At 44.5% G+C, this 13,222-nt stretch carries 9 protein-coding genes; all 9 read right to left on the bottom strand.

What is annotated here, in order from left to right:
• Position 1 precedes the first annotated feature (1 nt).
• The 9 genes from tssE to ACWAU4_RS04165 all read right to left on the bottom strand — a co-directional run bounded on the left by tssE (position 2) and on the right by ACWAU4_RS04165 (position 13,220).
• A complete protein-coding gene (gene tssE, locus ACWAU4_RS04205; protein ID WP_051472870.1) occupies positions 2–430 on the bottom strand; it encodes a type VI secretion system baseplate subunit TssE in 429 nt (142 codons plus the stop codon).
• A 5-nt stretch (positions 431–435) separates the two neighbouring features.
• On the bottom strand, positions 436–1,911 hold the full coding sequence (gene tssC / locus ACWAU4_RS04200) for a type VI secretion system contractile sheath large subunit (RefSeq protein WP_025889984.1): 1,476 nt from the start codon (positions 1,909–1,911) through the stop codon (positions 436–438).
• Positions 1,912–1,996: 85 nt separating this feature from the next.
• Complete coding sequence (tssB, locus tag ACWAU4_RS04195) at positions 1,997–2,485, bottom strand: type VI secretion system contractile sheath small subunit (RefSeq protein WP_025012103.1); 489 nt, start codon at positions 2,483–2,485, stop codon at positions 1,997–1,999.
• An 887-nt stretch (positions 2,486–3,372) separates the two neighbouring features.
• Complete coding sequence (locus ACWAU4_RS04190) at positions 3,373–4,590, bottom strand: SEL1-like repeat protein (RefSeq protein ID WP_454290456.1); 1,218 nt, start codon at positions 4,588–4,590, stop codon at positions 3,373–3,375.
• Between the two features lie 11 nt (positions 4,591–4,601).
• The gene (locus ACWAU4_RS04185; protein WP_208125537.1) at positions 4,602–5,726 is read right to left on the bottom strand and encodes an SEL1-like repeat protein; all 1,125 of its coding nucleotides are present in this window, start codon (positions 5,724–5,726) and stop codon (positions 4,602–4,604) included.
• A 15-nt stretch (positions 5,727–5,741) separates the two neighbouring features.
• Positions 5,742–6,893 (bottom strand): hypothetical protein, encoded by a 1,152-nt coding sequence (locus tag ACWAU4_RS04180; RefSeq protein ID WP_045283104.1) that lies wholly within the window; start codon positions 6,891–6,893, stop codon positions 5,742–5,744.
• Between the two features lie 11 nt (positions 6,894–6,904).
• On the bottom strand, positions 6,905–8,020 hold the full coding sequence (locus ACWAU4_RS04175) for a hypothetical protein (RefSeq protein WP_144406755.1): 1,116 nt from the start codon (positions 8,018–8,020) through the stop codon (positions 6,905–6,907).
• A gap of 15 nt (positions 8,021–8,035) precedes the next feature.
• Positions 8,036–9,187 carry a hypothetical protein gene (locus ACWAU4_RS04170; RefSeq protein WP_045283106.1) on the bottom strand — a complete coding sequence of 384 codons (1,152 nt, stop codon included), beginning with the start codon at positions 9,185–9,187 and terminating at the stop codon, positions 8,036–8,038.
• A gap of 37 nt (positions 9,188–9,224) precedes the next feature.
• Positions 9,225–13,220, bottom strand: a complete 3,996-nt coding sequence (locus tag ACWAU4_RS04165; RefSeq protein WP_208125536.1) for a hypothetical protein — start codon at positions 13,218–13,220, stop codon at positions 9,225–9,227.
• Positions 13,221–13,222 lie beyond the last annotated feature (2 nt).

Here is a 13,222-nt window from a genome sequence, read left to right as displayed (position 1 = left end):
GCTAAACCACTCTGTATCTGCGACTGTTATCCAATAACAAATCGATCTTCAACTTATCCTTGTTGGAAGCCACTCTGATGCTGCCGTAGATGTGGAACCTGAGGTTCATCGGATTGCCCTCATCGAACAACACACTGACATCAATATCTGTCAGCCTGGGTTCAAAGCGGCTCAGGCAAGCCTTGATTCCGTTACGCATCCTCAGGCCAAGATCCACACTGCCGGAACTGGCATCATTGAAATCGAACAGTCCCAGTTCAGGACAGCTCTGGCTTTCTCCAATGCGGGTATTGAGAATATGTGAAACATTACGTTTGATGGAATCGACGACAGCATCCAAGCTGCTGTCGCCATATCCACTTTGGCGTTCGGCTCCCAAGCGTTCAAAGAAGCCAACACCAAAAGTTCCGGAGAAATCATCGTTCAACAACGTGATTACTCCTGATCCAAACGTCCTACCAGCGACAGTTCAAAGTTGGCACCCATGTACTTGAAGTGCGGACGCACAGCCATGGAAACCTGATACCAACCTGGATCGCCCTGAACATCCATCACCTCAACCTTGGCGGCACGCAAAGGACGACGGCTACGAACATCTGCCGGTGGGTTTTCCTGATCGGCGACATACTGTTTGATCCAGTTGTTCAGCTCGCGCTCCAGATCCTGACGCTCTTTCCAGGAACCTATCTGCTCACGCTGCAACACCTTGATGTAGTGTGCCAGGCGGTTGATGATCATCATGTAAGGGATCTGGGTACCCAACTTATAGTTGGTCTCGGCTTCCTTGCCTTCCTTGGTGTTGGGGAACACCTTGGGCTTTTGAATCGAGTTGGCAGAGAAGAAGGCCGCATTGTCACTGCCCTTACGCATAGTCAGGCTGATAAAGCCTTCATCGGCCAGTTCAAATTCCTTACGGTCGGTGATCAAGACTTCAGTCGGGATCTTGGACTGCAAAGCGCCCATGGATTCAAACACGTGTACCGGCAGATCTTCCACCGCACCACCACTCTGTGGGCCAATGATGTTAGGACACCAGCGATACTTGGCGAAGCTCTCGGTCAAACGGGTAGCCAGAGCAAACGCTGTATTACCCCAGAGGTAATCTTCGTGGCTGGCGCTGACATTTTCACGATAGTTAAAGCTGCGAACCGGGTTATCGATTGGGTCATAAGGCACACGCAGCAGGAAGCGAGGCGCCGTCAGACCTATGTAGCGAGCATCTTCAGACTCACGCAGCCCACGCCACTTGGTGTACTTGGGGCTTTCGAAAGTAGACTTGAGATCCTTGAGATTCGGCAGTTCTTCAAACGAGTCGACACCGAAGAATTCAGGCGCAACTGAAGACAGGAATGGCGCATGAGCCATGGCCCCAACAGCACCAACGTACTGCAGCAGCTTCATATCCTGAGTCGAAGGGGTGAAGGCATAGTTACCGACGATAGCGCCAACAGGCTCACCACCGAATTGGCCGTAACCGGCAGAATAAACATGCTTGTACAGACCAGACTGAGCAGTTTCCGGTGAAAATTCAAAATCATCCAGCAGCTCGTCTTTGGTGACGTGCAGCAATTCAATTTTGATATTCTCACGGAAATCGGTTCTGTCAACCAACAGCTTGAGGCTGCGCCAGGCTGATTCTATCTGCTGCACCTTTTCATTGTGCAGAATGGCATCCATCTGCTGGCTGATCTTCTTGTCCAGCTCAACCAACATCTTATCGACCAGAGCCTTGTTGACCGGCTCGGCAGTGTTGTCTGTCTCCAGAATGTTACCGATGAAAGCAGCAACACCACGGCGAGCAATGTCATAGCCTTCATCCACCGGCGCCATCCGGGTTTGTGCCATTATCTGATCGAGCAGAGTTGCATTGGCACTTTGGGAAGCGCCTGATGTTTGATTTTGAACATCCATGAATTTTGATTCCTCAATTACACTTGTGTCTATATCCGAGACATAATCCACAGCCTATCTCCATAACGGCTTATATTGGCTTGAATTATTGTTCCATCTGCTGCAATTCACTCAGCAGCTTTTCTCTAGACTCTTCCGTTGCAATTAATTCCTGCAACTTGGCTCTGAAGGCAGGAATATTTCCCAATGGTCCCTTAAGTGCAACCAAAGCTTCACGAAGTTCGATTAACTTTTGAATTTCAGGAACCTGCTCACCGATAGAATCAGGTGAGAAATCTTTGAGGGAATCGAATTTAAGATCAACAGACAACTCAGCACCATCTTCATCTGTCAATTTATTGTCAACTGTCGCAGAAATTGACAGATTGGCTTCTTTCATAACGGATTCAAAATTAGATTTATCAACTTGAACCGTCTTACGCTCTTCCAATTGAGAGTCTTCAGGATGACCCTTAAAATCACCTAAAACCAACAACTTAAGAGGAAGTTCCATTTCACTCTGTTGATCACCCGTAGAGGGAACATATTTGATGTTAATACGTTCCTTCGGAGCGACTGAACCATCTTTCGCCATGAGATTATCTCCATATAAGATCTTTTACGACTGGTAAGTCCATTTCAAAAGCAGACCTAACTTACAAGCCCAACAAGTTATAGTCAATCGGCGTTTCAGACCTTAGTATAATAGGCGCAACTACATTTATTTAACAAAGGAAACAATAATATTAAAACACATAATACTTTAGTGGGGTGCATATTATCCCAAAAGGCTAAATTTAAGAACATTAGATAATCAAAACTACTTTTTTATAGAGATGGCATGCCATTAAAAAGTCAGTTTCAAATGCAAAAAGTAAGAGATCTCTTACAGTGAATAAAGAAAGATCCTTGGCCTATTCTGCAAAAGCGGGAAAAAACCAAGACCTAAGTATTAGCGTTTGTTAAATTACAGTAACCGGTCAAAAACCAAGCCAGAGACCAGAGACTAGAGAGCAGAGAGTCACCAAGGAAGCAAAGGACCATTAAGGAAGCTACCTATGGGTCCCATACGCGCTCTATATAGGTAAACAGAAGTGTGTGCGAGGCGAGCTCGCCGCGAATGCTACAAACAGTGACCACTTTTCTTTGCCCATTGTTTCCTGCTTTGGCACATCATTCTAGCTGCCCGGCATCTTGGATGGCGGCAGAGGTTCCAAACCTATTCGATACAAGCTAGAAAAGTGTTATCTCTAAGCATCCTCGACAAGGAAGTGAGTGGTGCCAGGGATCCCCAAAAAATCAGCACCTTTTCGCTGGATCTGGAGTGACTTCTTTAAACAGGTAAATGCTGCAGGAAGGCCCGAATGGTTAGGGACTCCTTCAAGGCCAAGAGTTCCTTATTTGCAGGGATGGGTTGCTAAAATCCCTGCTGAGATATAACTACATCAGCAGAGATCTTATCTTGTCGTATCCATGCTCTTGCTAGTGATAGGCTTCCACATCGTAAATTGCATCGATATAAATAACCGGCGTTATTTCTGAGATGATTTTTTCAGCCTGTTCTTTGGCAACTGAAATTTCGGCTTCACTTACAGGTGCGTCCCCCTTATCGAGGACATCTATAACGATAAAGTCGACATTCCTTTTCCTGTAATACTTTTCAGCAGCATATATATAGGATAAAGCAACCAGCATCTCATCTCGATTCGTTCCTTTGAGCCACTCTTTCCTATTCACGTGCATAATTGCATTTAAGGAGTTAAAACCTAAATGAAATGCTCTTTTGGCATAATAATTGGCCATTTCAAAGCCGATAACTTTATAGAAAATACCCGCCAGCATGCCCATTGCCGGTGCAAAGTTATCATTAGCCGCCATTTTGAGTAGAGTCACTACCTTAGCTGTATCGGCTTCACTTAGTTTACCAGCCTCGTAAGCCAGACCATAATCGAATGCCAGACTTACCATAGGAGCATAATACTTCTGCTTGGCCGCTTCAGCTGCCCTGTCGGCATCCATGGAGGTTGCATAACGACTCAACACGTCATCGGGGTTGGCTTGCAAGCGCTGCTGGAAAGCTTCCTGCGCCTTGTCCGCCCAGACATCGTCGCAGTATTTACCTAAATACCACTCACAGTTTTGCAGGGTTTCTCCCGCCGGAACCAAGCGCCGCATCGCATAGGGGTTTCCTTGCTGAGCCGCTTTATTAATCCACTCTACAGCCGAGGCTGTACCGTATACACCGGCGCCCATATTGGTTAGCCCATACCATAACATCGCATCTGTATTTCCATCCTCGGCCATCTTACCGAAAACCTCAACGACAATATCATCCTTACCCTCCTGCAACGCCTTTAAACCGGCAAACAAAGGATCGCCCGGCTTGACCAAACTACTGGCATAGATATCCGAATTGGGCTGACTCTCGGCCGCCAAGGCCAGTAACTCGTCATTATCAATAATCGCAGCATGGGGGCTGGGTTGTGCACTCTGGCTCCCAAATCGCCATAGTCCGAGCAGGCATATCAATAACACCAGTGTTGCAATGATTAATTTATGGGTTTTACTAAATTTTGAACTTTGAGTTTGCACCATCAAAGCAAGCCCTCTGTTTTCAGAACGGAGGGAAATGTCTCCCTTCGGGGCCAATAAACTCTTACGGATGACACCTACTCTTCCCTCGCATCCTCGCTCGCTCATTATCTAAACATTTAGTAGTTATAAGATTCGACATCATAAATCTCATCGATATAAATAACCGGCGTTATTTCTGAGATGATTTTTTTGGCTTTTTCTTTAGCCGCAGAAATTTCCACTTTACTTACAGGAGCTCCTCCCTTATCAAGGTCGCCTATAATTATAAAGTCCAAGTTACGTCTTCTATAATATTTTTTAGCGGCATATATATAGGATAAAGCGACCAGCATTTCATCCCGATTCGTTCCTTTCGGCCACTCTTTAATATTCACGAGGATAATGGCATCTAAAGAGTTAAAACCTAGATGAAATGCTCTTTTGGCATAAAAATTGGCCATCTCAAAACCGATAATTTTGTAAAAAGACCCCGCCAGTATGTCCATTGCCAACGGAAAGTTATCGTTGGCAGCCATTTTGAGTAGAGTCACCACCTTGATGGCATGGGCTTCACTGAGTTCACCAGCCTCATAAGCCCGAGCATACCTAAGTGCAAGCTTGACCATAGGGGCATAATACTTCTGCTTGGCCGCTTCAGCCGCCCTGTCGACATTCATGGAGGCTGCATAGCGACTCAACACGTCATCGGGGTTGGCTTGCAAGCGCTGCTGAAAAGCTTCCTGCGCCTTGTCCGCCCAGACATCGTCGCAGTATTTACCTAAATACCACTCACAGTTTTGCAGGGTTTCTCCCGCCGGAACCAAGCGCCGCATCGCATAGGGGTTTCCTTGCTGAGCCGCTTTATTAATCCACTCTACAGCCGAGGCTGTACCGTATACACCGGCGCCCATATTGGTTAGCCCATACCATAACATCGCATCTGTATTTCCATCCTCGGCCATCTTACCGAAAACCTCAACGGCAATATCATCCTTACCCTCCTGCAACACCTTTAAACCGGCAAACAAAGGATCACCGGGTTTGACCAAGCTACTGGCATAGATATCCGGATTGGGCTGACTCTCGGCTGCCAAGGCCAGTAACTCGTCATTATCAATAATCGCAGCATGGGGGCTGGGTTGTGTACTCTGGCCGCCATATAACCACAGCCCGAACAGGCATATCAATAACACCAGTGTTCCGATTGTTCGCAATGAAACACTAAAAGCAACTAATTTAAACTTAACCGTTTGTTGTCTCATCTACAGATAATAGGATTAATAATAATTATAATAACGATGATCGAATAACTCATCAATATATACAACAGGGGTTATCTCTGAAATAATTTGTTCTGCTTTATGCTTGGCATCACTCAGTTCAGCTTCAGTAAATGGCTTTTTTATTTTACCAACATCATAATTTAAAAGCCGTAACAACGCTCCATCACCAAAGTATTCATCAGCAACATATGCCGCTGGCAATGACCTCACCAGATATTCTCTTTTAGATGTCGCTTTAAACTTCTCTTTATTTATAAAGTATATTGGAGTTGCAGAGTTACTCCCAAGCGCCATTACCTTTTTAGACAAAAACATAACCCTTTCATAGCCGATAATATTATCAAATGTACCGCCTATCAGCATCTGCATCGCCGGGACAAAATTATCATTTGCCGCCATGTTCAAAAGTAAAACCAGCTCCTTCATCTCTGCATCACTTGGATTTTCCCCCTTTCCAAAAGAATTAAAATATACATTAATCTGCTCAACCATTGGTGAATAGTACTTCCCCTTTGCTGCCTCAGCCGCTCTATCCAACGCCTTTGAAGCAGCATAACGAGCCCGCACATCTGTTGGGTTATTCTTTGCCATTTCTTCAAAGGCTCGCTGGGCTTTATCCGCCCAACCCCGATCACAGAAGCCCCTCAAGTAAAAATGGCAGATATTCTTCTTATCTTTAGTAGGAATAAGCTTTTTCATCGCGTAAGGATTACCCAGCTTGGCCGATCGCTCTATCATACTCGGTGCATCAGAGCTGAGTATATTCAGCCTCAAGGATGCTAGGCCATACCAATACATTCCCTCTGGATTATCACTACTGGCAAAGGCGGCCAGTTCGCCACTGGCCACTCTATCCTGCTGTAACTGCAACTTATAAAGACCGGAAAATAAGGAGTCGTCGGGTTTGATAAAGCTACTGGCGTAAATGTCCGGATTAGGCTGACTCTTGGCTGCTAGCGCCAAGAGTTCCTTATTTTCAAGAATGGGTTGATGCGAATAGCTAAGATCCCTGTTGATATATAAGTAGATAAAAACAACTAAAAGAGCAGAAAACGTGGCTACCGCCAGCAACTGCAACCCGACCCGCTTCTTCTTTGCAGAGACCTTTTCAAATTTCTCTATGATTGTGCCCACAGTCGCATCCATGCTTACCTCTGCTAGTGATAGACTTCCACATCGTAAATTGCATCGATATAAATAACCGGTGTTATTTCTGAGATGATTTTTTCGGCTTGTTCTTTAGCAGCTGAAACTTCGGCTTCACTTACAGGTGCGCCCCCCTTATCAAGGCTTTTTATAATCATAAAGTCGACATTACTTTCTCTATAATACTTTTCAGCGGCATATATATAGGATAAAGCGACCAGCATTTCATCCCGATTCGTTCCTTTAAGCCACTCTTTCCTATTCACGTGGATAATGGCATCTATAGAGTTAAAACCTAGATGAAATGCTCTTTTGGCATAAAAATTAGCCATCTCAAAACCGATAATTTTGTAAAAAGACCCCGCCAGCATATCCATTGCCAACGGAAAGTTATCGTTGGCAGCCATTTTGAGTAGAGTCACCACCTTGATGGCATCGGCTTCACTGAGTTCACCAGCCTCATAAGCCCGAGCATACCTAAGTGCAAGCTTGACCATAGGGGCATAATACTTCTGCTTGGCCGCTTCAGCCGCCCTGTCGACATTCATGGAGGCTGCATAGCGACTCAACACATCATCGGGGTTGGCTTGCAAGCGCTGCTGGAAAGCTTCCCGCGCCTTGTCCGCCCAGGTATCATCGCAGTAACTGCCAAGATACCATTCACAATCCTGAAGGGTTTCTCCCGTTGGTACCAAGCGCCGCATCGCATAGGGGTTTCCGGCCATAGCAGCCTCATGGATCCATTTGTCTCCACCAAACAGAACACTGGAACGCAAGACCGTCATACCATACCATAACATGGCATCACTGTTGCCTGCCTCGGTCAGCGGCAAGAGTGCCTTTTCGGCCAAATCCCTTCTCAACGACTGCAACTCATATAAACCTTTGAATAAAGGATCACCGGGTTTGACCAAGCTACTGGCATAGATATCCGGATTGGGCTGACTCTCGGCCGCCAAAGCCAGTAACTCGTCATTATCAATAATCGCAGCATGGGGGCTGGGTTGTGCACTCTGGCCGCCATATAGCCACAGCCCGAGCAAGCATATCGATAACACCAGTGTTCCGATTGTTCGCAATGAAACACTAAAAGCAACTAATTTAAACTTAACCGTTTGTTGTCTCATCTACAGATAGTAGGATTAATAATAATTATAATAACGATGATCGAATAACTCATCGATATATACAACTGGGGTTATTTTCTCAATAATTTTTTTCGCTTCTTCCTTGGCACTAACCAATTCAGCTTTCACAAATGGCTTTTCGATTTTACTGACATCATCTTTTAAAAATCGTAAAATCGCATCATCACCAAAATAATCATTCGCAACATATGCATAAGGAAGTGCACGTACAAGATATTCTCGATCAGATGTCTTATTAAACATCTCCTTATTTCTAAAATATATTGAGCTAGTAGAGTCACTTCCGAGCAGCATAGCCTTTTCAGCCCAGAATATTGATTTACTATAACCAATCGTATCAACAAAAGCACGCATAGCAAGCATATTCATAGCAGGGACAAAGTTATTGTTTGCTGCCAAGGTTAATAGCTGTGCTAACTTTCTATTTTCTTCAACTGTACGGACATTACTTCTATGGGTGTCCATATACTCGACTACCAAATCCGTTAACGGTGCATAATACTTATTCCTAGCTGCCTCAGCAGCTCTATCCAATGCCTTTGAGGCAGCATAACGAGCCTGCACATCTGTCGGATTATTTTTTACTCTTTCTTCAAAGGCTTGCTGCGCTTTATCTGCCCAACTCCGGTCACAGAAACCCACCAAGTAAAAGTGACAGATATTCTCTTCATCTTTAGTGGGAACAAGTTTTTTCATCGCATAGGGATTACCCAGCTTAGCTGACCGCTCTATCATACTCGGCGCATCAGAACTGAGTATATTCAACCCCAAAGATGCCAAACCATACCAATACATTCCCTTTGAATTATCGCTACTGGCAAAGGCGGCCAGCTCACTACTGGCCGCCTGATACTGAAGTCGTTGCAACTTATAGAGTCCTGAAAATAAGGGGTTGTCGGGTTTAATCACGCTGCTGGCGTAAATGTCCGGATTAGGCTGACTCTTGGCCGCCAAGGCCAAGAGTTCCTTATTTTCAAGAATGGGTTGATGCGAATAGCTAAGATCTCTGTTGATATATAGGTAGGTAAAAACCGCTAAGAGAGCAGAAAACGTGGCTACCGCCAGCAACAGCAACCCGACCCGCTTCTTCTTTGCAGAGATCTTTTCAAACTTCTCTATAATTGTGCCTACTGTAATATCAGCCACATCAGATCCTTGTTAAGTTATGTAAATAATCAAAATATTAACTATCACGATGCCATGCTTTAATGGTATGAACTGCTCCAGGATGTCGTGTCGCCTTGGTTTCAATAGTCTGAGCCAATTCAATGGCCTCTTTAAGAAGTTGATGTTGCTCGCTACCCTCGACAACAATGTCGGCCGCTACCATTGCCCTAAGTCCATCTGGTTTCAAATAACAGCCAAAAATACCTTTTTGAAAATCCTTGGCGATGCCTCGACCTTCAACTAAAACATCTTCTTGCCATTGAACAGCATATCTATAAAAATGACCTAAAAGTATTCTTGAAATCATATAAAAGTCATTTTCATCTTTCAACATATCTTCTTTCTTACCAGATGGCACTATATTATTAATAAAAAAAACAATCATCTCCCAGCTTTTCAACATACGACTCCAACGCTGTAGATAGCTAGCCTCCTGCTGCCCCTCTGGTAAACCCATTATCTCCAACGCCTTGGTAAACTGGCGTTGGCGGATGATCAACGGTTCTCCCTTCACGGGTTGTAATGACTTCATGATATACACTATCACCTTTAACTGCACTACAGTCCCCTTCCCGTTAGGTGATTTCGTCAGCGTATCGAGTAACTTGGCCAGGGTCTCAGGAGGAATATTTCTAACCCAGCTCCTTACCGCCGGAGACTGACTATTCTTATCCATTTGCTCTGCTATCCAAGGAGCATATTCCACCTTGATACTCTTCTGCCGCCAGCGCTCAAAAACAATGCTAGGCATCAGCATCACCTCCGCCAGAGAGAGACCTAATACAAAAGACAAGGTCAAACGTTGGTTTAGATAATAGAAAGTCTTGGAATCTTCATCATCAAAAATGGCCAGGCGTTTAAAACCACTTTGGCTCAAGATATTCAATAAACAACCAACAAACAAGTCGGCATTGAATGGATTGATAGCTATAGAAACAGTTCCTGCAACCCCCGGACCGAACACCAGCCGCGCTGCAACTATCAAGAAAAAGCGGCCTGAGTCATAACCCAAACGAAAAGTGAAATCCGCCCCGATGCCAGCACCGATAGCACCGCCCAAAGTAATGCTACCCAATTCCTTTAATTCGTTGGTATTTGGGCCTTCGAAGGGCTTACCCGGGATATTGGAATACATAGGAGGCCGCCAAAGTACTTTGCTATTGGCGACACCGCCAGCCTCAGCACCGGCAAAAGCACCGACATTGACCCCCACTTGAGCAGCGCCTTGAAGCGTTATGCGGTTGGATTCCTTGACCGCAGAGGCTGAGTGATTATAGTCCGATACTTTGGGCAGCATACCGCGGACACCCAGTTGACCATCTGTCTCTGACTGCCCCAGACCTAAAGTGCCACTCATGTTAAAACTGACTGCAGCCAATCCATACACAGAAATTGAAAGCCAGGCACAAAACTCCCCGGCATCGTAATAAACTGGGTCTTCCTGCTTATCAACCAAGTAGGGAATCTTCAGCCGATAACCTGTTGCTGGCGCTGGATTATAAGGCACCCGCGACTCGGCAGTCGGTTGCTCATTGATAGGAAACCAGGCACTGAAACTCACACCACCACGAATAGCATCGAGGGAAACTTTTAGTGCAACATCACCGGCCAAATGCTTTACATATTCATGCTTTACATATTTCTGCTTTCTAGACTTACCATTTGGGTTTTCCGGGGTGGTATCGACGGCTACTGGTGCTGCTGAGCCTACAACTGCTGAACCCGGCGTTGTCACATTGGTTACAACCGACGAAGTATAACGAAACAGTTGCACATCAGCAGAGACCTGATAGCCACGATGATCTTGCTTGGTCTGATAATGCCAGTCCAGTCCGAGTAACGAACCTTCAGTTTGAGAATGAATTTTTGAGAAGTCTTCCCACTGCATTTTCTGATTTTCAGCGACAGACTTGAGCACTTTCTTGAATACTTCTTTAGGCGCAATATTGCTACTTTCCAGCAGTTTGCTTGCTCCGTTCGAGTTTGCATCAGGTTTGGTATTGCTTTTTTCATCTGGGTCATCAGAGTTTACGACTTGGAAGCCTCCTGGCTGGGCCCCTTTGATAGCAATGTTCTTAACATGAGCCTTCCCCTCGGCAATACGCCCCTTATCTTTATCGGTAGGGAGTAACCAAGATGGGCAGCGAAGATAAAACGGACTACCGCCCTCGGCTTCCGAGAGTAAGTAACACTCTGTCACTCGGATATCATTATTTTTTGGCATATTCATAATGACACCCGGGCGTTTCTCTCGGGGTTGCCAATCATTCAGGTCCCAAAGCAGGGTGAAGCTCTTATGCTTTACATCCTCGCTAATGTAATTGACCTTACCGAGATTGGCTCGATTAGTGGCTACATCTTTCCAGTATCCCTGTCTGACCAAGCACGCTTTTTTTATCAGGAACAGTCTGTCAAAGAACTTGGGGATCTGCTCCAGTCCAATGCTTCGCAAATCATTAACCTGATGCTCCAGTGTACTATCAACCTTTCTGGCCAAGGCTACAGCATCATAATAACTCCATTGAATAAAGCCATTATTCATCAAATCTGTTAACCACTTGTCATCGTCTTTCTTTTTTTCATCAATGACTTCGTTTTGACTACTGTCAGTGGTGTTTCCCTTTACCAAGCGATCTCGCTGTAACATATCATAGAGTAGCGCTATTTGCGGCTCCGCCAAAAAGTCGTCTTTCCAAAGCTCTAAAAGCTTAGGAGTTTCCCTCCAATTAGTTGAAAAAACAGCCGACTTTGAAAGCTCCCTGTTATACTTCGACTGATGATTAGCCATCTCATCGAGTAGATTTGAGTTATTAAGTTCATCCAAGCTCAGACATTGTTCTTTTAAAACAAAGGCAAAGTTGGATAACTGATTAAAAAACATATTAAAAAGAAAGGCATTATTTAGTGAAGGATCCTCTCTCAGCCTATTTACATACTCTTCAATGGGAAGATTGCGCCGCTCATCATTAAAATCTTTCCCTTTTTTAAGTTGAACATCCCAAAGATGCTTAAACCTACCCTCAGCCTGGCTATAATCTGTACAAGATATATTATCCATATAATGCTCTGAGAGAGACGTTTTCATCCAACTCACAGTACCGGAAATAACCTTTTCACGATCACTGGTAAAATACTTAAGATCTTTATCAAAGATAAATTTTGTACCATCATCTGTAGTATTTTCTTCCGCTCTTTTTTTTGCCTCATCTTCGAGGCTCTCGATTTCCTCTTGGATAAAGTCCCAAAATTCCTGCTTCACTTTTTTTGTCGCTTGATATCTGGCTTCCTGCTTATCCTGTTCGGTAAAATCGACTAAGTAATCTGCTGAATAGCCACTATAAAGCGAATACATCATTTTGATATTTCTGATATTTTTTTCGGTAACTTTCTCAATTCTTTCTTGGTAGGGAAAACCAACACTACTGGCACTGACTTGCAGCCTCTCCTCGCTCATAGACATGAGTTCACCGGCAAAGTGCTGATACTTCAAAACAGTAAAAGCTCGATACAAATCTTTTTTAGTTTTATCTTTCAAAAAAGTTTCAAAAGGCGCATAGTCATATCGAGAAAGCACTCCCAAGTCATTCAGTTTCTGTAAGATATCCTTATTATAATCTTTGGATGCAGGGTCAATTCCTGTAAAGGACAGCTGTTCCCGTTCCTGTTTCAGCTTTTCCAAAGCGTCTGCGGTTAAGGCATACCAATAGCTTTTATCATCCTGAGGATGTTTAGGAACATATAGGATATCTTCAAACTCAATATAAGCACTCTCACATGTGCTAACTCCCTTACCACAAGGACCATCTTCCGGAGGTTCCACTATGGCGATTCGATTGCCGACCTCGATATCAAGAGGTTCAGCTTCCCAACCGTTAAATGCATTTTGCAACTGAAAGGTATTCATTTTTTCCAGCTTTTCCACTGGAATATTGTAATGTTTTGACAAAACAGCCAGACACTCGTCAATGGCTATCTGACAACTTCTAAATCTCAGTTGATCTTCATTATTCATTT

It is taken from the genome of Shewanella sp. FeAMO, from assembly GCF_053653955.1.
Note: the sequence above shows the minus strand (reverse complement) of the source record. Positions and strands in the feature narration are given on the sequence as shown.

What these genes read in the sequence shown, in the direction of transcription:
- ACWAU4_RS04165 (WP_208125536.1), bottom strand. Translation starts at nt 13,220, where the DNA reads ATGAATAATGAAGATCAACTGAGATTTAGAAGTTGTCAGATAGCCATT.
- ACWAU4_RS04185 (WP_208125537.1), bottom strand. Translation starts at nt 5,726, where the DNA reads ATGAGACAACAAACGGTTAAGTTTAAATTAGTTGCTTTTAGTGTTTCA.
- ACWAU4_RS04175 (WP_144406755.1), bottom strand. Translation starts at nt 8,020, where the DNA reads ATGAGACAACAAACGGTTAAGTTTAAATTAGTTGCTTTTAGTGTTTCA.
- tssB (WP_025012103.1), bottom strand. Translation starts at nt 2,485, where the DNA reads ATGGCGAAAGATGGTTCAGTCGCTCCGAAGGAACGTATTAACATCAAA.
- ACWAU4_RS04190 (WP_454290456.1), bottom strand. Translation starts at nt 4,590, where the DNA reads ATGAGCGAGCGAGGATGCGAGGGAAGAGTAGGTGTCATCCGTAAGAGT.
- ACWAU4_RS04180 (WP_045283104.1), bottom strand. Translation starts at nt 6,893, where the DNA reads ATGGATGCGACTGTGGGCACAATCATAGAGAAATTTGAAAAGGTCTCT.
- tssC (WP_025889984.1), bottom strand. Translation starts at nt 1,911, where the DNA reads ATGGATGTTCAAAATCAAACATCAGGCGCTTCCCAAAGTGCCAATGCA.